Source organism: Marinobacter sp., from assembly GCF_046484525.1.
Lineage (GTDB): Bacteria > Pseudomonadota > Gammaproteobacteria > Pseudomonadales > Oleiphilaceae > Marinobacter.
In genome coordinates this window covers 19,417-45,164 of record NZ_JAWOIS010000059.1, presented here as the reverse complement: position 1 = coordinate 45,164, position 25,748 = coordinate 19,417, and the positions used below count along the sequence as shown (strand labels likewise).

Here is a 25,748-nt window from a genome sequence, read left to right as displayed (position 1 = left end):
ACGTTCAGTCAGGTTACCCGATCGCGCACTATTGTCTATCGACCGAAAGTGCGATTTTGTATCCGGCTGTGACGACGGATTTACCATCACAGCCGGACAATATCACCGGGTTCAGTCTGCCAAGGATTTATGAACCACCTCGTACACATCCCTGGAGAGGCCAGCCTTGTCCCGGACTCGCTCCAGCGCTGCCTGCATCCGCTGCCGATACGCCGGTGCAAACTTCCGCCATCGGGTCAGGGGCGTGACCAGCCGTGCGGCGATCTGGGGATTGCTGTCATCCAGCCGGCAGACCTGCTCGGCAAGGAAGTCATAGCCCGAACCATCCGGACTGTGGAAAGCGGCCAGATTCTGCCCGGCAAAGGCACCGACGACCGAACGCACCTTGTTGGGATTCTTCCAATCGAATGCCGGATGCTCCAGCAGGGCGTGAATCTGCGGCAACTGGCCGGCGCGCTCGCTGGCAGCCTGAACGGAGAACCACTGTTCGATCACCTGCGGATCTTCCCGAAACTGCTGGTAGAACTCTTCCAGCGCCAGGTTGCGGTCTTCCCCGTAGTCGGAGTTCACCAGGGCCCTAAGTGCGCCCATACGATCCGTCATGTTATCGGCCCCACGGAACTGGCGGAACGCAAGCTCACGCCCTTCCTCGTCATTGATCATCAGGAGCCATGCCAGGGCCGTATTGCGCAAACTCCTGCGGGCAATCGCTTCGGGGGTAATCTCGTAGTCTCCAGACTCGAAATTGCGCCGGTAACAGGCAACCAGTTCATCCCGCAACGAGATGGCCAGGTGCTTGAGCACCCGTTCCCGGGCACGGTGGATGGCCGGGACATCGGCATTGTCCGCCAGCTCGATCAGGTACGCCTCTGAAGGCAGCTGCAGCATCTTGGCCACCAGCGCCTGATCCAGGGAGGAGTCGCAGATCAGGTGGCGATAGGAAGTCACCAGTCTGGGCTCGACCGCCGCGTCTTTGGCTGCGCCCACCAGGGACTGGATCACGTCCACCGCCAGCCTCTGGCCGGCATCCCAGCGATTGAACCCATCGGGATCGTGGCTCATCAGGAACAGCAACTGTTCCCGCGACCACGGGTAATTTACCCGGACCGGCGCGGAGAAGTGACGCAGGAGCGAGGGCACGGGGCGTTCACTGATGCCGTGGAATTCGAAGGTATGGCTCGCCTCGGTGAGCTCCAGCACCCGCTCGGCCGGCGCGTGTTCCTCGCCCGCCTCAAGTATGAGCGGCAGGGCCTCACCCCGGCTGCCCAACAGGCCCACGGCAAACGGAATGTGTTGCGGCTTCTTGTTGCTCTGCCCCGGGGTATCCGGGATGTGCTGCTCGATGGTCAGGCGATAAAGGCCCCGCTCCTGATCAAACTCATCAGAGACATTCAGCACCGGTGTACCCGCTTGCTCATACCAGAGACGGAACTGGCTCAGATCACGCCCCGAGGCATCTTCCATGGCGCGGACAAAATCATCGGTGGTTACCGCCTGACCGTCATGACGCTCGAAGTAAAGATCGGAGCCCTTGCGGAACATCTCCGGCCCGAGCAGGTTGTGAATCATGCTCACCACCTCGGCGCCCTTCTCGTAGATGGTCAGGGTGTAAAAGTTGGAAATTTCCATGTAGGAAGCCGGGCGCACCGGGTGGGCCATGGGGCCGGCATCCTCGGCAAACTGGGCCGTGCGCAACAGGGTAACGTCCTCGATACGCTTCACCGTCGGCGATCCCATGTCGGCGGAGAACTGGGAATCCCGGAACACGGTGAAACCTTCCTTCAGACTCAGCTGGAACCAGTCACGGCAGGTGACCCGGTTACCGGACCAGTTGTGGAAGTACTCGTGGGCGACAATCGCCTCGATGCGCTGGAATGCGGCATCGGTGGCGGTATCCTGGCTTGCCAGGACACAGGACGAGTTGAAGATGTTCAGGCCCTTGTTCTCCATGGCGCCCATATTGAAATCGTCGACGGCCACGATCATGAAGATATCCAGATCGTATTCCCGACCATAGACTTCCTCATCCCAGCGCATGGACCGTTTCAGGGAGTCCATGGCGTGGTCGCATTTCTCCGCATTCCGCGGCTCCACATACATGCGCAGGTCGATGTCGCGACCGGAACAGGTCCGGAAGGTATCCCGTTTTTCCACCAGATCGCCAGCCACCAGGGCAAACAGGTAACAGGGCTTCGGGAACGGGTCCTCCCAGGTGACAAAATGACGGCCGTCATCAAGCTCGCCCCGGTCAACGTCATTACCGTTGGACAGCAGTACCGGATACGACGATTTGTCCGCCTCGATACGGGTCCGGAAACGGGCCATGACGTCCGGGCGATCCGGGAAGAAGGTAATGCAGCGGAAGCCCTCGGCCTCGCACTGGGTACAGAACATGCCGGAGGACATGTACAGACCTTCGAGGCGGGTGTTGTTCCGTGGCTCGATCCAGGTTACCACGGAGAGCTCGAACTGCTCGGGCACCGAGGCGATGACCAGCTGATCGCCCCGGTCCTCGTAATCGGACGCCGACAATCCGGCGCCATCGAGGGCGACGGATTCCAGCTTGAGGCTGTCGCCGTCCAACTCCAGCGGCGCACCGTCCTCACTGGATTCCGGGTTCCGGCGCACCGACAGCGTGCTGTGTACGCGGGCGCCGTCCTCGAAAAGCTCAAACCTGAGATCCACATGATCAACCAGATACGCCGGTACTTTGTATTCGCTCAGGTAAATGGTTTGTGGCTGGTTGCTACGCATTACATTCTCCACGGAGTTCTGTTCAGCTGGCGTCTGCCCGGAAGCGGACCTCATACCCGGTAAATTTGCGGATATTGATCACGCCGGTGTCGAGAATCAGGTACTGGCCCTTGATGCCTTCCAGTATTCCTTCCACTTCCGGTGTCTTGTCCAGATTATGGGTTTTGATCTTTGACGGCCAGACCTCGACCGGATAACTGAGCCCGAGCCCGGATTCGTCCACTTCCCGGATGGCGTCGTCACCGTGCACCTCACGCAGTTCGGCAATATCGGTGGCGATGGCCGCAAGCATTTTCTGACGCTCTTCCACCAGATCCAGTTCCGGCACATCACCCTTGAGCATGGCGCGCCAGTTGGTGCGATCAGTGACATGGCTCTTGCATGCCACTTCCACCAGGCCAGCGATGTAGCGGGTTCTGACCCGGACCATGGGGATGGCCTCCACCGCCCCCTGATCAATCCAGCGGGTCGGCACCTGTGAAGCGCGGGTGATGCCGACCTTGAGTCCGGACGAATTGGCCAGATACACCACGTGTTCGACCATGCAGTGGGCCTCCCCCCACTCCGGCTCGCGACAGGTGCCAAGGTGGTAGTGACACTTTTCCGGGCTCATGATGCAGCTGTCGCAGGCCGCCAGCTTGCGGAAGCAGGGATAGCAATAGCCCTGGTTGAAACTCTTTTTGGTCTTGCGGTCGCAATGGATGCAGCGGATAACCCCGTCAAAATCGATCCGGATGGAATGACCGATCAGGTGATTCAACGGAACCCGGGCATCACCAACGGCAATGGTGTAGGAAACCGGCTGTCCCGCCTCTACCGGCATCTTGCGCAACCGGCCGGTTACATCGATGGCTTCGCTCAAGACTTGACCTCTACGAACTGGTCCGGATCGATATCCCGGTTCTGGCTGGTGGTGTGCTGGACGGAAGGATCACAGGCCGTTCCCGCTTTGCTGCCACGATCCAGGTAACCCACCCGCTCTTCTTCGGGTACGTTGTGTTTGTTCTCGTAGTAAATCACCGCTTCCAGGCTGATAGCGCGTTGTTCGGCTGTCATCTTGCGACCATCCGGCCACTTTCCCAGCTCAATGGACTGGCGAAGGTTCCGGTATACCGCCGGGTCCAGACGTTCGATCAGCTCTTGGTAAGTCATTCCGCTCTCCTGAAAAAAACCTTCACAAAAAAATCGGCAGAATCGTTTGACGGATGCAAACGATAATATTTATCATTACGTCGCCAAATGACAACGGTCATATCATTTGGTCTCTCTCATCAGGAGCTACAAGCTCTCTTTACGCCCCGCCCTCTGGCGGGGCTTTTTTGATACCGCTCACCTTCTCCTTACGGGCAAAACCAGCGCGCAGAGCAGTCCGGCGACAAAACCACCCAGGTGGGCCTCATTGGCCATCCTGCCCAGCCCCAGCATTTCCGGCAATGGGGTAAAACCGAGAACCATCCAGATCACCGCAAAGGTCACCAGCGCCGGCGGGAACTGGAATCGGGGCGCTCGCTGCTGGCTCAGCCAGCAATAACCGAGAATCCCGTACACCACACCGGACAGGCCACCAAACAAAGGCCCTGAAACCAGGTACTGCAAACCATTGGACAACAGGCTGGTCACCAGGAACAGGGCCATCAGCCGACCCTTACCATCAAACCACTCAACCTGGCTACCAAGGAACCAGAGCATCACCGAATTGAAAATGATGTGGGTCCAGCTGAAATGCAGGAAATCCGGTGTGATCAAGCGCCAGACCTGGCCACTGGCAAGTGTGGTCGAAAGCGCATCAATGCGATTGCCGAAGGTGGTCCAGTCAAAATTGCGGGGATCCACCACCATCAGTACGGCGGAGACCTCATTGGAGCCCATCCCCGTCAGCCAGACCATCAGCACGGCAAAAACGATCAGCCCCAGGACCATCGGCGCGTGCCGGGGTGCTGGCTGCCAGCGTCCTCCGACAAAGGCCGGCGAGCGGTTCTGGTTTGCTACTACTTCCCTGAGCCCGGGTTCCGCGAGGTAGCGCTCAAGGGCCGCCAGGACCGGCCCGGTGTGCTCTTCATGTTCCAGCCAAAGCACCTGCTGGCCGCCTTCTTCTGTGATTCGATGCCCCACGCCCTGATCCTTCAGCCACTGGCTGAAGTCGGCAAGGTTCACCGAGGTATCCAACTGCTTTACCCGATACAATTCTCACCTCATGATCAGGGGTATTATCTCACCGGAAGACAAGCCGCTAACGCGTAACACTGTCTTCGCTGGTGGGGTACTCCGGAGCCTCCGGCCGCTCCACATCTACCCAGACAAACTTGTCCCGGGAAAGTGCCCGCTCGCCGTCAAACCGGTAGGCCACCAGCTTGCCGTACTTCACCGCACTGAAATCGATACACGCGACATTGGGCTTCAGCGGCGCGGGACGACCTTCCATCCAGTAATGGCCGACGAAGACCGGTGGCGCGTCCAGGGGGTAACTGATGAGCTGCTTGCGCTCGTCTTCTGCCAGCACGTGCCTGGCCACTTCTGGCGGTAACGGATCGGGCTGGAACACCACATCGGCATAGGTATGGGGCTGGTCGGCCCAGAACTTGGTCCGGAAGAATTCGCGGACATAGCCGTCCTTGCCCGTGATCGACATACCCTCCGGCAGACGCAGGTCCGTACCCCGAAGGAGCGTATCCATTACCTGTCCGGCGAAAGATTCGATGGCCGCCGAGGCGTGGAGGAAATCCTCGTCAATGCAAGCGCCACCCTGGACCTGTTTGAACTTCTCGATCAGATCCCCGTCCCAGCAGGCATGCACCACCCGGAAGTCCTCTTCCTCGATGAACAGAGGGATGGTGTAGAACCACTCCAGAAACTCGTTCCATTCGTGGGGGTGGGCATCGAACTGCTCAAGGGTTTCCCTGATCAGTCGGTCATGACGCGGGTTGTGCTCCCGCAACCAGGTTTTGCCACTGCCCGGACGCGCACGGGTGCAATAACCCAGGGCATTGTATTCGTGGTTCCCCATGACAATCCGGGCCGATCCATGCTCCACCATGTCCCGGACCAGGTGCAGGGCTTCACGGATGCGGGGACCCCGGTCAATGATGTCGCCGATAAATACCGCCTGGCGCCGGGGGTGTTCGTAAACCCCGTTGGCCTTGCGGTACCCCATCCTGTCCAGGAGTTTTTCCAGTGTATGGGCGCATCCGTGGATGTCACCGATGATATCAAAGCCGCGATGTGCGGAACGATTCTTACCAGCCATCATCAGCTCGCTGCGATTTCACTTGCCCAGCCAAGCTTGTCACGGCACGTGGCATAGAAGTTATGGTCCGTCGGATGGATCAGGCGGATCTTGAACGGCTTCTTGGTGATCCGGATGATATCCCCGGGCGCACAGGAAATGTTCATCTGGCCATCAAAGCTCACCTGCGGGTAGGTCTCGTTGGTATCTCCGATGACCAGCTTGATCTCACTCTTGCCGTCCACCACGATCGGGCGACTGCTCAGGGTGTGGGGGAACATGGGCACCAGTGCGATTGCGTCGAGCTTCGGATGCATGATCGGCCCGCCGGCTGACAGTGAATAAGCCGTGGAACCGGTAGGCGTGGATACGATCAGGCCATCGGAGCGTTGGCTGTAAACAAAGTGGCCGTCAATAAACAGGTCAAAACCGATCATCCGTGTGGATTTGCCTGGGTGTAACACCACGTCGTTCAGGGCACTGCCGAATCCGAGCGGCTGCCCGTTACGCTCGACGTTGCCGTCAAGCAGGAAGCGGGTTTCCTCGATGTACTCCCCTTCCAGTACCTTGCCGAGGCGCTCTTCCAGATCCGAGGGGGAGATATCGGTCAGGAACCCGAGACGCCCCCGGTTCACCCCCAACAGGGGGATCTTGGACTTTGCCAGCTCACGGGCAGCACCCAGCAAGCTACCGTCACCGCCGACAACAATCACCAGGTCGCAGATTTCGCCCAGCAGTTTCTTACTGGCCACCTGCAGGCCATGACCAGGAACCATTCCCGCAGTGTCTTCTTCCAGAATGACCTGGTAGTTCTGGGCAAGCAGATACTGCTTGAGTTGTCTCAGCGTCTCCACCACCTTGACACTGCCCATCCGTCCGATTACGCCGATATTCCTGAACTGATCCATGAAATGTCCTGTGATCCCGGGATGCAACAGGGAACAGCACCTCCGCTACCCTGCAACGATGGCGTACAGTGTAACGAAAGTCAGTAGGATTCTGAAAAAAGATGCGCGGATCAGGTCAGGCCTGGTGCTGTTCGCAGTGGTCGTCCACACCCGGGCGGAACTCCGCCGGCTGACTGACCCGCATGATGGGTTCGGCACACTGGTTGCCATCCCCGTCCTTGTGGCAGCACACCGGGTTCTCATAGTGCTCGAGCCACTCCCGGTAGGCCGGTTCGTTCATGCCACAACGATCGGAGGCATAGGCCACGGGGTTGGTGAAATAGGCTTCAATGTCTTCATAAGGCAGAGTCAGGTGGCCCACGCCGGCATGGTAGGCCACGAGAAAGACTGATTGCTTGCGCAGATGGTCAAGAATGGAACTCTCCTGCGGCTCCCGGTGCCGCAACTCGTTATTCTCCTCCTCCAGGGAGACAATTTTCTCGTCACGCATTTCCAGCTCACGCTGCTTGCGCTCAAGTTGCTCCCTGAGCAGAACCAGTTCAGCACCGGCGTTGGCGTCATCCCGCTTTTTATCCTCGTCGGCGCTCCCGATTTGCTCCTGCATGGAGAGGTATTGCTCGTTGCGCTCGGAGAGTCGCTGCTTGAGCTGTTCACTGGCCAGCCGCTGGCGTTCGTATTTCTGCTGCAGATCGGCCATCTCGCTACGCAGGAACTGCATTTCATTGCGGTGCTCGCGCTGGAGATCCGCCAGGGAATCCCGGTGCACGCTCTGCAGGGTCTTGATGCGTAATCGCTGTTCGCGGATCAGCCGCGCCAGGCGGCCGCGGTCTGCCGGCGCAGCCCCGTCGTCTTCCTTCTCCCCGGCCGGCTCTTCCCTGGCCTTGAGGACGGGAATGTCCTCCTGGACGGGCTCAATCTTCTGGAATCTCAGGGTATTGCTTTCCACCGCTTTTCGGATGGCCTGAAAATGGTTGTTGCCCGGCGTCATATCCGGGTCCCAAAGCTCCTTGGCGAACGTCGGATCCGGGCACTGGCTACGACACACCAGGCGGATCGGGCCCGCACCCATATCCGGCCCCTTGGCACCGTCTTTGGCCAATGCCTCAATGGGAATATTCCAGCTGGTGTCGGCGCGGCCCTCGTCATCAAACCAGATCCTGAAGAACACCAGGGAACGCACCAGAAGGTCGCCCCCCAGCTCGATCAGGACAGCCTTTACGTCCGTTTCCGCCAGGTCAGATAAACCGACATAACCGTCGAGAAAAGCGCCGAACTCGGAAGCGCGCATCTGACGGGCTATACGCCCCTCCTCCATAAAAAACACGGCTGAGTAGCCATCAGTTGCCTGATCGGCAGAAACCATTATTCCATCTCCAGGATTCAGAAATTGGACACTTACACGCTGCGCTTCCCCGGAGCGTTCCATCGGAAAATTCGTCCAGCGGCATGCGCCAATACCAGAAAGCCTACGGATAACCGTAGGCTTTCCAATAGTCTAGCCAGACAAATGTCGATGGACAGATAAAAACTGCAACGTTTTGTGATCAAATTTCTGTGGCCAGCCGGCTGCCCTGATCGATGGCCCGTTTGGCATCAAGCTCGGCAGCCACATCAGCACCGCCAATCAGGTGCACCGGGATTTCGGCGGCTTCGACACCGGCCTGGAGATCGCGCAGCGGTTCCTGGCCGGCACAGATGATGATGGTATCCACTGGCAGTACCTTGTCCTCACCTTTCTCGGCACCTTTTGGCGTCACGGTGATGTGCAGACCTTCGTCATCAATCTTGCGATAGGAAACTCCCGGAACCATCTGCACATGGCGGTTCTTAAGGGACGTCCGATGAATCCAGCCCGTGGTCTTGCCCAGGTTCTTGCCCACCTTGGACGCCTTACGCTGAAGCAGGTAAACCTCACGCGCCGGCTCCGGCACTTCCGGAGTCACCCCCTGGATACCACCACGATGTTCGGCACTCAGATCAACGCCCCACTCCTTCATGAACTCGCCGGTGTCCAGGGACGCGGAAGCCCCCTGGTGCACGATGAACTCGGAGACGTCGAATCCGATGCCGCCGGCACCGATGACCGCCACCTTCCGGCCGACGGGCTTGCGCTCAAGCAACGCATCCAGGTAACCGATCACCTTTGGATGGTCGATACCCTCGATCTCCGGAGTCCGCGGCTTAACACCGGTGGCCAGGACCACTTCATCAAAGCCTCCGGCTTTCAGGTCATCGGCGCTGACACGGGTGTTCAGGCGGACATCCACGCCGTGTTTGTCGAGCATCACCCGGTAGTAACGGAGGGTCTCATGGAACTCCTCCTTGCCCGGGATTTTCTTGGCGACATTGAACTGACCACCGACTTCACTGCCTGCGTCAAACAGGGTGACCTTGTGACCCCGCTCGGCCGCAACGGTCGCAAACGCCAAACCGGCAGGGCCGGCGCCAACCACGGCGATGGACTTCGGATTGGCTGTCGTCACGTAGGTCAGCTCGGTTTCGTGGCAGGCTCGGGGGTTGACCAGGCAGGAGGTCAGCTTGCCGCTGAAGGTGTGATCCAGGCACGCCTGGTTGCAGCCGATGCAGGTGTTGATCTCGTCGGCACGGTCTTCCGCAGCCTTCAGCACCAGGTCCGCGTCCGCCAGGAACGGACGGGCCATGGACACCATGTCGGCATCCCCTTCAGCCAGGACCTTCTCGGCCACATCGGGCATGTTGATCCGGTTGGTGGTCACCAGCGGAATACCCACTTCCCCCTTCAGACGGGCCGTGACCTTGGTAAAGGCGCCACGGGGGACCGAGGTGGCGATCGTGGGCACCCGGGCCTCGTGCCAGCCGATGCCGGTGTTGATGATGGTGGCACCCGCCTTCTCGATCTCTTTGGCCAGGTGGACCACCTCTTCCCAGGTACTGCCATCCTCGATCAGATCCAACATGGACAGACGGTAAATGATGATGAAGTTCTCACCGACTCGCTCCCGGACCCGGCGCACGATCTCGATCGGCAGGCGGATCCGGTTCTCGTAGCTGCCACCCCAGCGATCCGTGCGCTGGTTGGTGTGGGTGACGATGAACTGGTTGATGAAGTAGCCCTCGGAGCCCATGATCTCGACGCCGTCGTACCCGGCCCGCTGGGCCAGTGCCGAGCAGTTTACATAGTCATTGATCTGCTTCTCGATGCCCTCCTCCTCCAGCTCCCTGGGCTTGAACGGGTTAATCGGTGCCTGGATCGGCGATGGTGCCACCAGCGCGGGCGAATAGGCATAGCGGCCGGCATGGAGAATCTGCATGCAGATCTTGCCGTCAGCCTCATGCACTGCCTTGGTGATCACCTTGTGCCGATCGGACTCTTCCTCGGTGCTCATCTTGGCCGCGTGCTGGAAGACCGCGCCCTCCTCGTTGGGGCCGATACCACCGGTAACAATAAGGCCAACACCACCACGGGCGCGATCAGCATAGAACGCTGCCAGACGGTCGAAACCATTTTTTGCTTCCTCCAGGCCAGTGTGCATGGAGCCCATCAGGGTCCGGTTCCGCAGACGGGTAAAGCCCAGGTCCAGCGGTTCCAGAAGGTGCGGGTATTTCTGCGTGCCCGGTGTTGCGGTCATATTGATCTCCTCGTATTGGAAGCCAGCGTTGCGGTTGTCTTTCGTTATACGCCACAAAGTAGCGATCCAGCTGATCGCTCTCAATATCCTCAAACTACTTTATGTTATCCTGGAACGACACTTAACCAGGAGTGCCCCGTGAGAACACCCTCAAAGCCCGAAACCCGCAACGCCCTCGGCGACATCAGCCTCCTGTATGTCTCGGTGCTACTGCGCGCGGCGGCGGAGGAAGGGGCAGACGACGAGGCGCTGGCGAGGCAATTCAATCTGGAAGAGACTGCCCTGGCCTCCCCGGAAGCCCGAATCAGCATCCCCCGCTTTATGCGAATGGGAGAAGCAGCCATCAGACTGACCGGTAACCGGGCACTGGGACTGCGAATGGGGGCCTTATCCCGCCCAATCGACGCCGGCCTCGCTGGCCTGGCCGCGGAAACCGCACCAACCATCGGGCAGGCGCTGATAAGACTGGTGCGCTATTCCCGGCTGACCAGCCAGAACAGTCGTGGCCATCCTGGTGCCAACCCCGACAGGAGGGAAATCAGCTTCTACTCGATCCGCCCCTACAATCGGTTCAATTACTTCGTCGTGGACTCGGTGCTCGCAGCCTGGGCCCAGCTGGCACGCACCCTGACCGGCCGTTATGACGTACTTGAAAGGGTGCGCATCGAATATCCCTCCATCGGCCTGGATGATCTTTTTGAAAGCTGGTTCCGCTGCCCGGTGGAATTCGGCGCCGCAGAGAACAACCTGACGCTCAAGAACAGCGCTTGGCACCAACCGAGCAATCAGTCGCACCCGGCCATGCACGAGCAACTCTGCGTGATGTGTGAACGTGAACTGGAAAGGATCAAACGGGGATGGAGCACCTCGGACCAGGTGCGGCATTTGATGACACCCCTGTTCCGTGGCGAAACGCCGGGGCTGCACACTATTGCCGCCCGGCTTGGCACCTCGCCCTGGACGTTGCAGCGGCAACTGGCGGCAGAGGGCACGAACTTCCGACTGCTACTGGATCAGACCCGACAACAGCTGGCACTGGACTATCTCAGGGAAACCAACAGCTCCCTGTCGGAAATTGCCTGGCTTCTGGGCTTTGCCAACCCACCGGCTTTTCACAAAGCCTACCAGCGCTGGTTCGGAATCAGCCCCGGCGAGCATCGCCGGCAAATGCGGATGAACAGAAAAACAGGAGATTAACCTTAAAGCTCAGTGGCGTCGTCGCTAAACTCACCATCATCCTCGAATTCATCCAGCCGGGTTTCCAGCAACTCTTCTTCGTAGTCAGACATGACGTTACCCTCGTGCGAACTTTAATCGCCAAGGTAAACACTTTGTGTGACAGGAATATTTCAGAATCCGGAATGGATCAGGAGAAAACAAAGGGGGGATAAAAATGGCGGAGCGGACGGGACTCGAACCCGCGACCCCCGGCGTGACAGGCCGGTATTCTAACCAACTGAACTACCGCTCCGCGTGGGTTACCACCTAGGCCTCGAAAGGCCTGCAGCCCTCTGTGTGACTGCTCGGTGACAACGAGGGCGCATTATAAAGACGCCCCCGACCATGTCAACGTTTTTCCTGAAAAAAGTCCGAAAAAGTTTTCTTACATGGCGTCGACCAGTGCATCCTTGCCCTGGGATGTCTTCCGATACTCGATCGGGGTCATGCCAGACCAGCGTTTGAACGCCCGATAGAAGGTACTGGGCTCGGAGAAGCCAGTCAGATAGACGATCTCATCAATGGATTCGTCCGTGGTGGCCAGCAACTGCCGGGCGAGGCGATAGCGGAACTCCGCCAGCACCTGGTTGAAACTGGTTTCGGCTTCGGTCAAGCGGGTCCGCAGGGTTCGGGGCTTGATACCGAGGCGTTCGGCAACCGCATCGAGGGTCACTTCACCACTGTCCAGCAGCTCGGCAACAATCCGTTCCACCTGCCCCACGATGTCTTTCTTCTCCAGGCGCGCAACCTGCTCGCTGGCAAACCGCTCATGGAGGTCAAGCAACTCCGGTTCGGCATGGGGCGAGGCGTGGGCCAGCATTGTGGCCGGGAAGTACAACCGGTTCTCGTCAGCCCCGAAAGCCACATCACAACCCAGGACCTCCCGGGCGTGCTCCTGCCCTTCCTCGCGATCATGTTCGAACTCGATGCGCGACGGGTAGAAATTGTCATCGGTAACGGACTGGAAGAAAGTGATCAGGCCCTGGACAAAGCACTCGTTGAAGTGCTTCAGACGACGAACGGCGTCGGATGCGGCGTCGAGCACCATGCAGGCGTCATCGCCCTCGATGAAGAAATCGGTATTGGCCGCATCGCTCAAAAGGCGCTGGTAGTTCTGGGCCCGGCGCAACCCCTCACCGAAGGTCGGACTGCTTAGAAACAGGTACTCAAGCACCTGACCCTTGTAGGCGGGCAGCAGCGGCCCAAGGTGCAACCCGATATCCGGATCGCCGGATACGTCTTCCACGGCCTGCCAGAAGTACAGTTGCGCACTGTGGGGCGTCCGCAACTGATCGGTGTATACGTAACTTTCATCCACGCCCAAACGACTGAAGATGGCATCGGTGTCGATACCCTTTTTCTTCATTGCCTCGTAGATCAGGCGTAACATCACTCCCGCGTCACGAAGTTCCTGCATAGGATCCTGCTTTTATTTTTTATGGGTACTACCTTGACCGGCTGGACAACCGGCCGGGCTCGCCAAGTCAATGCCTGTTCTGGCCGGGTTTGCCAGACTCTAAGACCATCGTCTTATATTAGAGCATATCAGGCCACAAGGAGACCTGCACCATGCCAAACCCATTGATTTACCGCCACACACCGCCGCCACTGATGCCGATGTTTGCAAAAGCGCTGCTTCCGAAAAAGGCCGGCGCCGGAGATGCCCCTGAAATTCCGGCAATTGAAGCGCATCTCCTGGGTGCATCCACGGTGACTCGCCAGTTGCGGGACTACAAGAAAATCTGCGGGTTTGATCAGCATACCCATGCCCCCATCACCTGGCCGCACATCCTGGCGTTTCCACTGCACCTGAAACTGCTCACCGAACCGGACTTCCCCCTGCCCCTGCTGGGCCTGGTGCATTTGCGCAACACCATTACACAACACCGCCCCATTGGCGAGGGCGAATCACTGGACCTTACCGTGCACCTGGGCAACCAGCAACGCACCGACCGCGGCATCGAATTCGATCTCATTACCGAGGCCCGCTCTGCCGGCGCCCTGGCCTGGGAGGAGACCAGCACCAACCTGTTTCGCCAGGCGCGGAAGAACGACAAGCCGGCGGGCAAAACGGCGCGCCCGGAACTGGAGCGCTATGCGAACACACTGAGCATCCAGGCACCGGAGTCGATTGGCCGGCAGTACGGCTCGGTTTCCGGCGACCGTAACCCGATTCACATGCACGCCCTGAGCGCAAAGGCATTCGGCTTTCCCAGGGCCATTGCCCACGGCATGTGGAGCAAAGCCCGGGCACTGGCATTGCTGGAGCAGCAGGAAGGATGGAAGAGCGGTGCTCTGAGGGTCAGCTGCCAGTTCAAGAAACCCCTGTTCCTGCCGGGAACGGCGCTACTGAACTGGCAATCGGGAAAAGAGGGCTGTGATTACCAGCTACTGAACAGCAAGGGCAATGCGCCCCACCTGAGCGGACGCATCGACTGGCTTTAGTTTTCGTCGGTGCTCTTTGACGCCTTGCAGGGCTCTCCTTCGGCACCGGCAACCGGCAAAGTGAAGAAGAACCGGGCGCCGCCATCCTCGGGGCGCTCGAAGCCGATTTCGCCACCCTGGGCCAGGATCAGCGAACGACAGGTAGCCAGCCCGATACCCATGCCCTCGTCCTTGGTGGTGTAGAATGGATGGAACAGCTTCTCTTCGGCCTCTTCCGGAAGGCCGACGCCGTGGTCCCGCACCTCGACCCGCACACAGCTGTTTCCGGCCAGGCGCGCACTGACTTCCACCGGCACGGATGAATCGGCCGAGCGTGTTGCTTCGAGGGCGTTGCGGATCAGATTCAGAGCCACCTGCTGGACCTGGATCGGGTCAGCCAGAACTTCGGGCAGATCTTCGTCAATGGTGACCTGGATACCGCCTTCATTGTTGCGCATGTCCACTTCCGCAAACTGGCGGGTATCTTCCAGCAGGGTGGGAACTGAAAGCACCTCCTTGCCGGTCGCCGGCTTCTTCATGAACCGACGGATCCGGCGGATGATCTCGCTGGCGCGGTGGGACTGGGCCTCGATCTTGTCGAGGGTCTCCTGCAACAGGGAAAGGTCCGGGGATTCCTTGCCCACCATGCGCTTGGCGACCCGGGCATAATTGGTGATCGCCGTCAGCGGCTGATTCACCTCGTGGGCAAAGCCGGCGGCCATCTCGCCCATGGTGGTCAGGCGTGAGGTATGGGCCAGTTGGTCGCGTTGTTCCTGGACCAGTTCCCGGGCCTCCTGAAGCTCTCTTTCGCTCTCAAGCTCCGCAGTGATATCCCGGAAAACAACAACCGCCCCATGAAGCTCGTCGTTATCCAGCTTGGGCGTGGCACGGTACTCAGCCGGGAATCCGGAACCGTCCATGCGCAACATGCGTATGTCGCGCTGGCCTTCGGCCTGGCCCTGGCGACAGGTCATCTGCACCGGCAACCCGTCCGGGTTGTCCGACGCGGTGGCAAAATGGGTATCAAAAAAGTTGCGACCAATCAGCTCGTCAACGGGAACACCGGCAATTTCGCCCGCAGCCGGGTTGGCAAACTCGATGACGCCGTTCTCGTCGAGCCCGTAGATACCCTCGCTGATGGAATTGAGGATCCGGGCCTGGTCGCCCTGCAGTTCCCGGTTGCGGGCCTGCAGTTCCCGCTCGAGCCGGATCACACGGGCATGGGTCTTGACCCGGGCAATGACTTCCTGGGACTGGAAGGGCTTGGAGATGTAATCGGCCCCGCCGAGATTGAAACCCTTGACCTTGGCCTGCAAGTCATCCAATGCGGACAGGAAAACCACAGCACAATCGGCCGTTTGGGGATCGGCTTTGAGGCGCTGGCACACCTCGTAACCATCCATTTCGGGCATCATGATGTCCAGCAGGATTACTTCCGGCTGATGCCGGTCGGCAAGGTCCAGCGCTTTCTCGCCTTCGTTGGCAATGAGCAGCCGGTAGCCTTTGTCTTTCAGGGTTTCGTAGAGGACTTTCAGGTTCTGCGGGTTGTCATCAACCAGCAGAACCGTCACCTCGGAGTTCTCGCAGACAGCTTCAGTCATACAAACGTGGCCGGTTAGAAACGTCCGGCTATCATGCCGGTGCCACCCGGCTTAGTCGATAAGGTCCTTTACGGACAAGACCATACGCACCAGATGGGCCAGGGAGTGGGTGCCCATTTTGTGCATCACCCGGGAACGGTGGATTTCCACGGTGCGCTGGCTGATCTCCAGTTCGATCGCGATCACCTTGTTGGCCTGACCGGCGATCATGCGGTCCATGATTTCGTGCTCCCGCGGGGTCAGACTCTTGATGCGACGGATGATCTCTTGCTTTTGGTCCAGGGTCTTGCGCTGCTCGAGATCCTGCTCCAGGGCAGCTTCGATTTTCTCAAGCAGGGCTTCCTCGCGGTAGGGCTTCTGGATGAAGTCCACCGCGCCCTCTTTCATGGCATCAACTGCCATGGGCACATCACCGTGACCGGTGACAAAAATGATCGGCAGGATCGAGTGCTTCTCGTTCAGCTTCTTCTGCAGTTCCATGCCGTCCATTCCTGGCATCCGGATATCCAGCACGATACAGCCGGCCATCTTGTCGGAATAATCCTTGAGAAAGGCATTGGCGCTCTCATAGGTTTTCACCGGCTTACTGTCGGATTTCAACAGTAGCTCCAGCGAATCCCGCACCGCCTCGTCATCCTCTACTACGTATACCGTCTGCTGAATATCAGTCATGGGTGTATTCTCTCCTGTCCGTTTTCTTGTCGTTTCCGGTCAGTGAATTGACGGATCCTTATGTTCTTCTTTCGCGTGTTCCTGGCGCTCGTGTTCATGCATTTTTTCAAGCCGTTGCTGGATAATGCCAAAAACACTCTGCTTCGGGTACCGGCCCTTCTTGTCGGCCTTGCCCGCCGGGCGGCCCAGCAGCAAGGCGATGGCCTCTTCCACATGGGACACGGCATAGACTGCAAATTTCCCGCCCCGAACAGCCTGGACCACTTCGCTGTCGAGCATCAGGTTCTGGACGTTGGTAGTGGGCACGACCACGCCCTGAGTCCCCGTGAGCCCGCCTTTCAGCTGGCAGGTGGCGAAGAAACCTTCAACCTTTTCGTTCACGCCACCGATGGGCTGCACCTCGCCGAACTGGTTGACCGAGCCGGTAATAGCCAGATCCTGGCGCACGGACACACCGGACAGCGATGACACCAGCGCACACAGTTCCGCCAGCGATGCGCTGTCTCCCTCCACCTCGCCATAGTTCTGCTCAAAAGTGAGGCTGGCCGAGAGGTGCATCGGGTCCTCCACGGCAAACAGGGAGGACAGCCACGAGGTGAGAATCATCACGCCCTTGGAATGGATGTTGCCACCGAGCTTCACATCACGCTCGATATCCACGACACCACCATCTCCATAGTAGCAGGTCGCGGTCACCCTGTTGGAAAGACCAAACTCGAAGCCACCGGTGGACAACACGGACAAAGCGTTGACCTGGCCCACGCAGGCGCCCGTGGTGGTGACCAGGGTGGATCCATCGCGGATCGAATCATAGAACTGGTCCCGGATCCGGCTGCTGCGGTACCGGGCGCTTTCCAGGGCCCGCTCCACGTGAACCTCGGTGATCAGCCGGGCCTTGGCCTGGCGGGCCCAAAAATCCGACTCGCGCAGGAGGTTGGCGATGTCGGCTGCATGCAGAGACAGGCGGTTCTGGTGCTCCGCCATGCGGGCGCTGTGCTCGATGATCCGGGCAACTGCCTTGTTGGAACAATGCAGCAGATCCTTCTCCACCACCAGACTGGCGATGAACTTGGCGTACAGCAACTGGCTGTCGTCGGTGCGGTACATCTCGTTCTCGAAGTCCGCCGTCACCCGGAACAGTTCGGCGAACTCGGAATCATATTCCTGCAGGAGCAACCAGGTTTCCCGGTCCCCGAACAGCACAATCTTCACATCCAGCGGCACTGCCTCGGGCTCGATGGAAATGGTTCCGGACAGCGTCATTTCCCGCTCGAGGGAATTGATCTGCAGGGTGCGTGAACGCAGTGCCCGCTTCAGGCCGTCCCATACAAAGGGTTGCTCGAGGACCTTAATGGCGTCCATCAGCAGGTAACCCCCGTTGGCACGATGCAGGCTGCCCGGCCGGATCAGGGAGAAGTCGGTGAACACGGTGCCCTTGTACGTTACGTTCTCCACGTAGCCGAACAGGTTGTGATAGGTGGGATTGTCCTCGACCACCACCGGCACCTCATTGGTTTTCTGGTGCACCAGCAGGTTGATCAGGTAACGCCGGGGCATTTTCTTGTCCAGGGAGGCGTAGGCGATGGCTGCCTGCTCGTCGTTATCTTCGAGGAAGATGTCCAGGTTTTCCACCAGATCGGCACGTACCGCTTCCAGGTAACCGACCACATTGGGCAGATCCTTATACTTTCCGATCAGCTCATCAATCTGGTGACCGGAAATACCCTCCAGGGTCTCCTGATTCAGTGCCTGCTGCTTCTCGGCGTACTCCTGCTCCCAGTCGGCAATCTTGCGCAGGGCCTGGCGGAGTCTCTTCTCGAGCTTGTTGATGGAATCCTCAAACTTGTCCCGCTGCTCTTCGGTCAGCGCCTGGAAGGTCTCCGCGGTGTGAGGCTCTTCACCGTTCATCGCCACCAGACGATAGCCCCCGGGCGTCGAGACCGTCAGGCGCACCTTCTTGCGCTTGGCCTGGGTGGCCACTTTCTCGAGTTCCTCTTCCTGCTTCTGCGCGTATTCATTCTTCAGCTGTTCGGACCGCTCCAGGAAGCTGTCACTGTCAAAGGTCTGAGGAATCACCTTGACCAGGCGCGACATCAGCTTTTCCATATCGTGCTTGAGCTGGGTGCCCTTGCCCCCCGGCAACTGCAACAGTTTTGGCACCCTCGGCTCTTCGAAATTGGCGACATAGCACCAGTCATGGCTCTGCTGCTCGGTATCCACATGATGCTCCAGGTAGCGAAGCATCATGGTGCGCTTACCCAGCCCGTTACGCCCGACCGCATAGACGTTGTACCCGCCATGGGGCATCGCCAGCGCAAACCGGACGGCTTCCTGAGCGCGGTTCTGGCCAACAATCTCCGCCAGGGGTTCCAGCTGCCGGGTGGTTTTGAATGGCAGGTCTTTCAGTACGCAGGCCTTGTACAGCTGATGCAGAGGCAGTGACTTCAATGTGTGTTCCTGTAACAGTCAGAATGCATTGGTGATTTATCGTCTTTCTTTGGCGGCCCATTGTAGATTCTGCGGGCCGTCATGTCGCGTTTCACCCAAAGTTTTAGCAGCCAGGGCCTCCCCGGGTTTTGTTAACCAGCGCACAAAATCACAGCCGGTCATTTTTCAGCCGCCGATCCGGACACTAAACTTGGTCACCCGGCCATGGTTCAGGCCAGCACAAGACAAGAAACGCAATGGATGCCCAGTTATGACGCATGATTCCGCTGATCGCAGAATCAAGGATCGCTATCCGGCTTCGTGCCTGAAAGTACGCGTACAGGAACGGGGCTTCTTTGGCCTAGGCAGGAATGTCATCGCGGTTAGCTGTCTTGATCTCAACCGCTACGGCATGGCGGTACTGTGCCCTCGACCAATGACTCCAGGCGCCCGTCTCTTTATGGATCTGCAGGGAAAATACATCGCCGAGTCACGGGTTGGTGCAAAGGTGGTGGATTGCCAGCCATTCCAGACCGGCTACCGGGTCAGCGTCCAGTTCAGCTATTGTCTCGACAAGAGAGGTTATTCCCGGGCCATGGACAATGCCCTGTCCCGCATCGAAGGCTTCTACAACCGCCTGGCCAGCTAGATCAGCCCGGCATCCAGGCTGGCTGCCACGTACATGCCGAGCTTCCGGCATTGCTCCTCGAACTCATCCCGGTATTCACCACGACAGATCAGTGGATCCTGTACGAGTTTCCAGCGAAGGCCCGTAGTAATGCTCTCGATGGCACGATTGGTACCGGTGCCATCGTGGCCGGCGCGGATGTAATAGGCAAAAGGCAAGCCCTGGGTCTTCTCCAGACAGGGATAATAACTGCGGTCAAAAAAGTCTTTCAGGGCACCGCTCATATAGCCCAGATTTTCGGTGGTACCGAGGATGATGGCGTCGCAGGCGAGGATGTCATCAGGACCGGCGTCCAGCGGTGCCTTGACCACCACTTCGACCGCTTCGATGTCTTCGTGGCGGGCGCCATCTTCAACAGCGTCCCGTAAACGGAGGGTATTCGGGGAAGGCGCGTGGGCAACGATGAGTAGTCGCTTCATGGCATCCTCCCCCGACAAACCGAACTTTAGAGCAGTTCTCCGTTGGCTTCCGCCGGCGCCTCAGCGGCGGCCTCTTTCTTTTCCGGCTTGGGCATCAACTTGTCACGGACCTTGGCTTCGATCTCGTTGGCAATATCCATGTTCTCTTCAAGGAACTTGCAGGCATTCGCCTTGCCCTGGCCGATCTTGTCGCCGTTGTAGGAGTACCAGGCACCGGACTTGTCCACGAAGCCTTCCTTGACGCCCATATCCAGAACTTCGGCCATGTGGTAGATGCCCTTTCCATACATGATCTGGAACTCGGCCTGCTTGAACGGCGGCGAGACCTTGTTCTTTACGACCTTGACGCGGGTCTCGTTACCGACCACCTCATCGCCTTCTTTCACGGAGCCGATGCGGCGGATATCCAGCCGCACAGAGGAATAGAATTTCAGGGCATTACCACCGGTGGTGGTTTCCGGAGATCCGAACATGACACCGATCTTCATGCGAATCTGGTTGATGAAGATCATCAGGCAATTGGCGTGCTTGACGTTACCCGTCAATTTCCGCAGTGCCTGGGACATCAGTCGCGCCTGCAGACCGACGTGGCTGTCGCCCATTTCACCTTCGATTTCGGCTTTCGGCGTCAGGGCCGCTACGGAGTCAACGATGATGACGTCAACGGCGTTGGAGCGGACCAGCATGTCCGCGATTTCCAGGGCCTGTTCCCCGGTGTCCGGCTGGGACACCAGCAGGTCGTCGACGTTGACACCCAGTTTTTCGGCATAGACCGGATCCAGGGCGTGCTCGGCGTCCACGAAGGCACAGGTTTTTCCGGCCTTCTGGGCTTCAGCAATCACCTGCAGGGTGAGCGTGGTCTTACCGGAACTCTCCGGACCGTAGATCTCGCAGATTCGACCATAAGGAAGACCACCGATACCCAGAGCCACGTCCAGCCCCAGGGACCCGGTAGACACCGCAGGAATGGCTTCACGGGGCTGATCCCCCATCTTCATGACGGCACCCTTGCCGAACTGGCGTTCAATCTGGCTCAGTGCTGCGCTAAGTGCTTTCTTGCGGTTGTCTTCCATTGGTACAAAACCCCTTGTCGACTGGGCTGCCAAGTCATTCCAAGGTATTGGCAGCGGAATCCGGAAGGGAAACGGCTGTGCTCATCCAGCAGATTCCCTGTATATTTGAACAGTATTAAAACATAAGCTAACGGGGAGACCAACCCCCAACCCGTGAACCCGGTCAAGAAAAATGTCACGCCCCTTCAAGGAAGCCGCTAACTGCCTGCAATGCAAACAAAACCGACTGACGACGCACCTCATCACGATCACCGTCGAAGTGCCTGACCACGGCCTCGGTCTGGTCCGGACCACTGCCCCAGGCAAACCAGACCATCCCCACCGGCTTGCCGGGACTGCCACCGCCAGGACCAGCAACGCCGCTGATCGCAACGGCCACATCCACCCCCGCGGCCTGAACCGCGCCGGCCACCATCTGGCGGACAACCGGCTCACTGACAGCGCCATGCTGTCCCAGGGTTTCCGCCGACACCCCGAGCAAGGCCTGTTTGGCGCTGTCGCTGTAGGTCACCAAACCGGCCATCACATAGGCGGACGAACCCGGGCGATCGGTGAGTACCTTGGCTACCCAACCACCGGTACAGCTCTCCGCTGTGGCAATAGTGCGCCCCTGCTTCTGCAGCAGTTTACCCAGGCGAACCCCGGCCTGCTCCAGCTCCTGATCACCCGTCGCCATCATCCGCTCCTTCCTGTATGGGGATACAATCCCTTTATTTCATCGCCGCCGTTACTTTCTTACAATTCACGGCTTCATCCAAAGGCAAGGCAACCCGGACTCATCCATGTCAGTAGCCCAGACCGATCTCTCCAAGCACTCCCCGATGATGCCCAAATACTGTACACCTATACAGCTTGAAGCCTTGCAGGGCGCATGGCTGAGCAAATCCTGGATGTTCAAGAAAACCCGGAAACACGGTAAAACATTGATGAATTTGCCCCAACTCTGCCCCAAGCGCCCCAGAGAACTCAGGCCATCCGGATTCAATATTTGACACCCATTCTGCTGTTCCACTCGCCCGTCCGGGGCTACCAGCGGGAGCAACCCGGGTAAAAACTCATTCTCGCTGATTGCGCTCTCGAAGATATTGTCGCGCCTTCTTTTCAAGCGCGTCTGCGAAAATGAGTCCAAGCAAACATGTTGTGGTGACGGCCGCGAAAAAGGATCCATAGGCAATAAACGCCACTTCTAAATTCATAATTGCACCTTAATGACAGCCTGAAATTTATTAACACTACCTGCCAGTGTAGATTTGATCACAGTCCGGTGTGGCTCGTTGTTAAGTCTGAAATCGCCGCCAGAGGGTAACCACGAAAAACCATGCAAAGACAGTCATAGGTCGGCCAAAACCGAAAAACTATTGGTCATCACGCTCTAATTAACTGAAAAATGAAATTACACGAAACTGGCATAGGTTATGTCGTTTTAAGCTGATTGCTCCATTTTCAGGCGACAATTACGCTGACACATAGGGTTCTCGGGCAACAACAAGCCGCTCATGGATTCCATGCTGATCGGTCAGGACGGTCGAAGCGCACAAAAAAAGTTTTGTCGTTACCTCCAGTTTCGAATATCCCCGTCTATTGCGCAGATAAACTGGATTACATTGAGTTATCAGGAAAACAAGAACATTGGCTGCGAGATCCCTCAGAGGCCCGCCACTCTGGTGAATAATGGAGTGGTCCATGTGGCTCGAGCAGAAGAAGTTTCGAGGTGCGACAGCGCAAACTCGGAAACATAGTCGTCAACATGTCCCGATGAAGAAAATGAAAAGAAATTCCTTTGCTTTGGACGTGCCATCTCCACCACTGATGGCACGCCGGCTGGGGCTATCACCGTGAGCGTATCCCGCTATCTCCTTCGCGAAGAGATAAAACGCGCGATATTGAGAGTCTTTTTCAACCAAACGGAAAAGCCAGATTTATAAGATCGTTCGACGTTGCACTTGCCTTGAAAGAGCCATTGTCATCAACAGCGCTATTTCACTGAGTAAAATGGTATTCTTGAAATAGAACACTGAGCATCAGTCGCCAAAAGCGAACGCGATGGGGTCTTCCAACAACCCTTTCAAACGCTGCAAACAGGCCATCCCCTGCTCCACACTCAGTTGACGCGTATCAAAACTCATGCTGATGGGCATCATCAGCCGTACCTTCGTGGCATCTTCGACAGATTGATGTTCTCTCCTACTGGCCCCAACCACCACATTGACCAACTGGTCGCAGCCGACAGGAATATGCATACACTGCAAACCAGTAGCCCCCAAGTCCACCAAGGTCACTGCGCCGCTTCGCCCGGGCACCCACTCACTCTCAACCGGCGCTAAACTTAAGCGTTGAGCAATCAGGCCGAGACTTTGTTGGCAGGGCTGCGCAATGACTACAGAAGTCATCCGCTGCGCTTGTGGCATCCTCACTTCAACCAACGGATCACTCCCGTCCAATGGAACCAACGCCATGGCCAACCCCTTGACGACCAGGGCCGTCGTCCGCCATGGCGAATGGTCCTGATGTGGAAATCGCTGCTCCAGCCATGCAGACAGTTTCGTCATATCGATTTCTGCCTGCAACCAGCCGTGGTTATCAGAAGCATTGGACGCTGATACTGGCGTACCTGTGCCTCCTTCAATCACGGCCCTGGCATAAGCAGTGACATCGACATTTTCCACCCGCTCCCGGCCCTGACGTTGCGCAACCGCGCCTAGGTCAACACCCAACTCTCGGGCTAGTCGACGCGTCCTCGGTCCAGCTATCACCACACTTTTTTCGACTGGATCATGTCTGCGGCCAGGAATCTCATCCTCAGGCATGGCAACCGCTGGATCCGGAAAGCAAAAATCAGTGGCAATGCGCAATGCCACTTGCCCGGGAACCACCTGTTCCTCTATAGCCGTGACGATTTCCACGATCTGGCCGTCAAACTCCGCCGGAATTTCCAGCACAAACTTATCGGTCTCAATCTCCAGCAGGGCCTGCCCTTTCCGTACCAACTCACCCTCACCAGTCGGGATATTAATAACTACCCCCTGCATCCGCTCGGCCCCCAGATTGGGGATCGCTACATCAACCACGCGCTTATATGCACGCTCAGTTTGTGATGCCACGGCAATGGACTGCGGAACTTGCTCGACTTTGACAGCCGACGTACTTTCCTCGATATCGCTTTCCACCCGAGGTGCTGCGGGCTCGGCTTGGCCTGCCTGAGCAGCTACCGCAGTGACCGAAGTATCCAGCTCAAGCAAACCCGTGCCGGTCGAAACCTCATCCCCCACCGCCACCATGACCTTCTCAACCAGTCCCCCGCTATCGATGGGAATCTCGACGACCGATTTGTCCGTTTCGATTTCCATCACCACCTGGCCAGATTCAACCAGATCACCAGCGGTTACGTAGATTTCGGCGACTGTTCCATTTTCTATACTCTCCCCTAAGTCAGGAAGCTTGAATACCTGTGTCATACAACTCTACCTGTTTATCTTGTTCTAACCCTGCAAGTACCGCAGAAGCAACCTCTTTGATTCCCAAACACCACAGCTATCGAGCCCCGCGCAGGGGGCCAGAAATTTGGCTAGCAATGACAGCAGCAGTCAAAAAAATGTAAGAGTGGCTCTTGTTCCGAAACCTGGAGATCGCTGGACGCACTTGGAGCCCGGTGGTTCGGGAACACATTAGCCGCAAACTTTTGATCGCTGCTCCTCCATACCCATCGCCAACACATAAGGGTCTTGTTTCTGTCGGTCAATAAAGTCCGCTTTGCACGCCAGGCCCTGCCAGTTGATGTTGATCAGCGCCTGAGCGACCGCACCACCCAAGGTGTTGCCGGGGCCGAGAATAATGATCCTGTCGGGAGCAAACTCCTTAACCGACACCTCCACCGCTTTCGAAAAATCGTAAGGCAAATAAACTTGATGGCCCAGGGTATACCGATGCAGCCTCGCAATATCGGTGCTGTAGGGATGCCAGATATAACCACGACCATCGACCAGTGGCAGCAACGGCGCGCTAAAGAGGTCTCGGCCCAGGATCCGCTGAGCGTGATCGGATATCGCCTCCAGCAGGGGCGTATGAAAAGCGGCATGGTTGTGCAGACGCAACGGAAAGCGCCCCTGTTCGGGAGGTAACTGCTCCTGCAACCGTGCAAGCGCCACCTCATTGCCGCCGAATACCAGCATGCCACCGAGTTCGATCGAGATATAAAGCTCTGCCTCTGTCTGCCGGTTGACACTGGCCATCAGCTCCAGCAGGGCATCGCGCCGCCCGGGTATCAGTCGCCAATCCTCATCAACCAAAGGATAGATCAGCTGACCACCAATCAAGCCCTCCTGCATCAGGGTGCCCATGGTGTTGATCACCTCGATCGCAGCGGGCTCCTTCAAGGCCTGAGCGACGGCCAGGGCTATATACCACCCCATCGAATTGCCGGTGACAGCCACCACGTCAAACCGCTCCCGGTCGATACTGAGAAAATCTGCATAAGCGCAAGCATGAATCAGCGGTGACGCGTTGTCCCCCCGGGTATGCTCACGCATGGAAAATGATTTTCGACCGTCCAGTTCGCTTATGGGCACTTGATTTTGGCGTTCACGGTAGCTATCGAGACGTGCAAAAAACTCAGCTTTGTCACTCCCGCCCTCTGCAACGTGAAACCGCTGCAGGTAACCCAGCTCCTCTTTATTGTAGGTACCGCGCCCTGGACATATCACCAACGCTTTCTGTTTCATATTCTTGCTCTCCAG

20 protein-coding genes and 1 tRNA gene are annotated in these 25,748 nt (G+C 58.0%); 3 read left to right on the top strand and 18 right to left on the bottom strand.

Annotated features, from left to right (window positions below; genetic code table 11):
- Positions 1-111: 111 nt before the first annotated feature.
- From pepN to R6W86_RS12755, 8 genes are all read right to left on the bottom strand, one after another.
- Positions 112-2,754 carry an aminopeptidase N gene (gene pepN, locus R6W86_RS12790; protein WP_410329750.1) on the bottom strand — a complete coding sequence of 881 codons (2,643 nt, stop codon included), beginning with the start codon at positions 2,752-2,754 and terminating at the stop codon, positions 112-114.
- 22 nt (positions 2,755-2,776) lie between these two features.
- Positions 2,777-3,616 carry a DUF2797 domain-containing protein gene (locus tag R6W86_RS12785; RefSeq protein WP_410329749.1) on the bottom strand — a complete coding sequence of 280 codons (840 nt, stop codon included), beginning with the start codon at positions 3,614-3,616 and terminating at the stop codon, positions 2,777-2,779.
- Positions 3,613-3,906: a YeaC family protein gene (locus R6W86_RS12780; RefSeq protein WP_410329748.1), complete on the bottom strand. Its 294-nt coding sequence runs from the start codon at positions 3,904-3,906 to the stop codon at positions 3,613-3,615. The genes R6W86_RS12785 and R6W86_RS12780 overlap by 4 nt, the downstream gene beginning before the upstream one ends.
- A 177-nt stretch (positions 3,907-4,083) precedes the next feature.
- Positions 4,084-4,938, bottom strand: coding sequence for a rhomboid family intramembrane serine protease (locus tag R6W86_RS12775; RefSeq protein ID WP_410329747.1), 855 nt, complete (start codon positions 4,936-4,938; stop codon positions 4,084-4,086).
- A gap of 46 nt (positions 4,939-4,984) precedes the next feature.
- Positions 4,985-5,998 carry a metallophosphoesterase gene (locus R6W86_RS12770; protein ID WP_410329784.1) on the bottom strand — a complete coding sequence of 338 codons (1,014 nt, stop codon included), beginning with the start codon at positions 5,996-5,998 and terminating at the stop codon, positions 4,985-4,987.
- 2 nt (positions 5,999-6,000) lie between these two features.
- On the bottom strand, positions 6,001-6,885 hold the full coding sequence (locus R6W86_RS12765; RefSeq protein ID WP_410329746.1) for an NAD(+) kinase: 885 nt from the start codon (positions 6,883-6,885) through the stop codon (positions 6,001-6,003).
- Positions 6,886-7,000: 115 nt separating this feature from the next.
- A complete protein-coding gene (locus tag R6W86_RS12760) occupies positions 7,001-8,248 on the bottom strand; it encodes a DNA repair protein (protein ID WP_410329745.1) in 1,248 nt (415 codons plus the stop codon).
- Between the two features lie 181 nt (positions 8,249-8,429).
- Positions 8,430-10,493, bottom strand: a complete 2,064-nt coding sequence (locus R6W86_RS12755) for an FAD-dependent oxidoreductase (RefSeq protein WP_410329744.1) — start codon at positions 10,491-10,493, stop codon at positions 8,430-8,432.
- A 138-nt stretch (positions 10,494-10,631) separates the two neighbouring features.
- Between R6W86_RS12755 and R6W86_RS12750 the strand changes: the two genes are divergently transcribed.
- Positions 10,632-11,690: an AraC family transcriptional regulator gene (locus tag R6W86_RS12750; protein WP_410329742.1), complete on the top strand. Its 1,059-nt coding sequence runs from the start codon at positions 10,632-10,634 to the stop codon at positions 11,688-11,690.
- Positions 11,691-11,887: 197 nt separating this feature from the next.
- Here the strand turns inward: R6W86_RS12750 and R6W86_RS12745 are convergent.
- Positions 11,888-11,964: transfer RNA gene (locus R6W86_RS12745), tRNA-Asp, on the bottom strand.
- A gap of 132 nt (positions 11,965-12,096) precedes the next feature.
- Positions 12,097-13,128 carry an AraC family transcriptional regulator gene (locus R6W86_RS12740; protein ID WP_410329741.1) on the bottom strand — a complete coding sequence of 344 codons (1,032 nt, stop codon included), beginning with the start codon at positions 13,126-13,128 and terminating at the stop codon, positions 12,097-12,099.
- A 152-nt stretch (positions 13,129-13,280) separates the two neighbouring features.
- Between R6W86_RS12740 and R6W86_RS12735 the strand changes: the two genes are divergently transcribed.
- Entirely contained in the window at positions 13,281-14,156 is an 876-nt protein-coding gene (locus R6W86_RS12735; RefSeq protein WP_410329740.1) for a MaoC family dehydratase, read from the top strand.
- Here R6W86_RS12735 and R6W86_RS12730 read toward each other — a convergent pair.
- From R6W86_RS12730 to R6W86_RS12720, 3 genes are read right to left on the bottom strand one after another with little or no spacing between them, the layout of a single operon-like run.
- Positions 14,153-15,736: a response regulator gene (locus R6W86_RS12730; protein ID WP_410329739.1), complete on the bottom strand. Its 1,584-nt coding sequence runs from the start codon at positions 15,734-15,736 to the stop codon at positions 14,153-14,155. The genes R6W86_RS12735 and R6W86_RS12730 overlap by 4 nt on opposite strands.
- A 51-nt stretch (positions 15,737-15,787) precedes the next feature.
- The gene (fixJ, locus tag R6W86_RS12725; protein ID WP_410329738.1) at positions 15,788-16,408 is read right to left on the bottom strand and encodes a response regulator FixJ; all 621 of its coding nucleotides are present in this window, start codon (positions 16,406-16,408) and stop codon (positions 15,788-15,790) included.
- A 39-nt stretch (positions 16,409-16,447) separates the two neighbouring features.
- On the bottom strand, positions 16,448-18,856 hold the full coding sequence (locus R6W86_RS12720; RefSeq protein WP_410329737.1) for a Lon protease family protein: 2,409 nt from the start codon (positions 18,854-18,856) through the stop codon (positions 16,448-16,450).
- A gap of 250 nt (positions 18,857-19,106) precedes the next feature.
- Between R6W86_RS12720 and R6W86_RS12715 the strand changes: the two genes are divergently transcribed.
- Positions 19,107-19,484 (top strand): PilZ domain-containing protein, encoded by a 378-nt coding sequence (locus R6W86_RS12715; protein WP_410329736.1) that lies wholly within the window; start codon positions 19,107-19,109, stop codon positions 19,482-19,484.
- Here R6W86_RS12715 and R6W86_RS12710 read toward each other — a convergent pair.
- The 5 genes from R6W86_RS12710 to R6W86_RS12690 form a co-directional block, all read right to left on the bottom strand.
- Complete coding sequence (locus R6W86_RS12710) at positions 19,481-19,942, bottom strand: flavodoxin family protein (RefSeq protein WP_410329735.1); 462 nt, start codon at positions 19,940-19,942, stop codon at positions 19,481-19,483. The genes R6W86_RS12715 and R6W86_RS12710 overlap by 4 nt on opposite strands.
- Positions 19,943-19,968: 26 nt before the next feature.
- On the bottom strand, positions 19,969-21,015 hold the full coding sequence (gene recA / locus R6W86_RS12705; protein ID WP_092004504.1) for a recombinase RecA: 1,047 nt from the start codon (positions 21,013-21,015) through the stop codon (positions 19,969-19,971).
- 175 nt (positions 21,016-21,190) lie between these two features.
- Positions 21,191-21,691, bottom strand: a complete 501-nt coding sequence (locus R6W86_RS12700) for a nicotinamide-nucleotide amidohydrolase family protein (RefSeq protein WP_410329783.1) — start codon at positions 21,689-21,691, stop codon at positions 21,191-21,193.
- Between the two features lie 1,345 nt (positions 21,692-23,036).
- Positions 23,037-24,470: a biotin/lipoyl-containing protein gene (locus tag R6W86_RS12695; protein WP_410329734.1), complete on the bottom strand. Its 1,434-nt coding sequence runs from the start codon at positions 24,468-24,470 to the stop codon at positions 23,037-23,039.
- A gap of 210 nt (positions 24,471-24,680) precedes the next feature.
- On the bottom strand, positions 24,681-25,733 hold the full coding sequence (locus R6W86_RS12690) for an ACP S-malonyltransferase (protein ID WP_410329733.1): 1,053 nt from the start codon (positions 25,731-25,733) through the stop codon (positions 24,681-24,683).
- Positions 25,734-25,748 lie beyond the last annotated feature (15 nt).

Excerpts from the sequence above, each read along its gene's own strand:
- R6W86_RS12695 (WP_410329734.1), bottom strand. The coding sequence starts at position 24,470 with ATGACACAGGTATTCAAGCTTCCTGACTTAGGGGAGAGTATAGAAAAT.
- R6W86_RS12770 (WP_410329784.1), bottom strand. The coding sequence starts at position 5,998 with ATGGCTGGTAAGAATCGTTCCGCACATCGCGGCTTTGATATCATCGGT.
- R6W86_RS12715 (WP_410329736.1), top strand. The coding sequence starts at position 19,107 with ATGACGCATGATTCCGCTGATCGCAGAATCAAGGATCGCTATCCGGCT.
- R6W86_RS12710 (WP_410329735.1), bottom strand. The coding sequence starts at position 19,942 with ATGAAGCGACTACTCATCGTTGCCCACGCGCCTTCCCCGAATACCCTC.
- R6W86_RS12700 (WP_410329783.1), bottom strand. The coding sequence starts at position 21,691 with ATGGCGACGGGTGATCAGGAGCTGGAGCAGGCCGGGGTTCGCCTGGGT.
- fixJ (WP_410329738.1), bottom strand. The coding sequence starts at position 16,408 with ATGACTGATATTCAGCAGACGGTATACGTAGTAGAGGATGACGAGGCG.
- pepN (WP_410329750.1), bottom strand. The coding sequence starts at position 2,754 with ATGCGTAGCAACCAGCCACAAACCATTTACCTGAGCGAATACAAAGTA.
- R6W86_RS12730 (WP_410329739.1), bottom strand. The coding sequence starts at position 15,736 with ATGACTGAAGCTGTCTGCGAGAACTCCGAGGTGACGGTTCTGCTGGTT.
- R6W86_RS12760 (WP_410329745.1), bottom strand. The coding sequence starts at position 8,248 with ATGGTTTCTGCCGATCAGGCAACTGATGGCTACTCAGCCGTGTTTTTT.
- R6W86_RS12735 (WP_410329740.1), top strand. The coding sequence starts at position 13,281 with ATGCCAAACCCATTGATTTACCGCCACACACCGCCGCCACTGATGCCG.
- R6W86_RS12755 (WP_410329744.1), bottom strand. The coding sequence starts at position 10,493 with ATGACCGCAACACCGGGCACGCAGAAATACCCGCACCTTCTGGAACCG.
- R6W86_RS12740 (WP_410329741.1), bottom strand. The coding sequence starts at position 13,128 with ATGCAGGAACTTCGTGACGCGGGAGTGATGTTACGCCTGATCTACGAG.
- R6W86_RS12780 (WP_410329748.1), bottom strand. The coding sequence starts at position 3,906 with ATGACTTACCAAGAGCTGATCGAACGTCTGGACCCGGCGGTATACCGG.
- R6W86_RS12765 (WP_410329746.1), bottom strand. The coding sequence starts at position 6,885 with ATGGATCAGTTCAGGAATATCGGCGTAATCGGACGGATGGGCAGTGTC.
- R6W86_RS12690 (WP_410329733.1), bottom strand. The coding sequence starts at position 25,733 with ATGAAACAGAAAGCGTTGGTGATATGTCCAGGGCGCGGTACCTACAAT.
- recA (WP_092004504.1), bottom strand. The coding sequence starts at position 21,015 with ATGGAAGACAACCGCAAGAAAGCACTTAGCGCAGCACTGAGCCAGATT.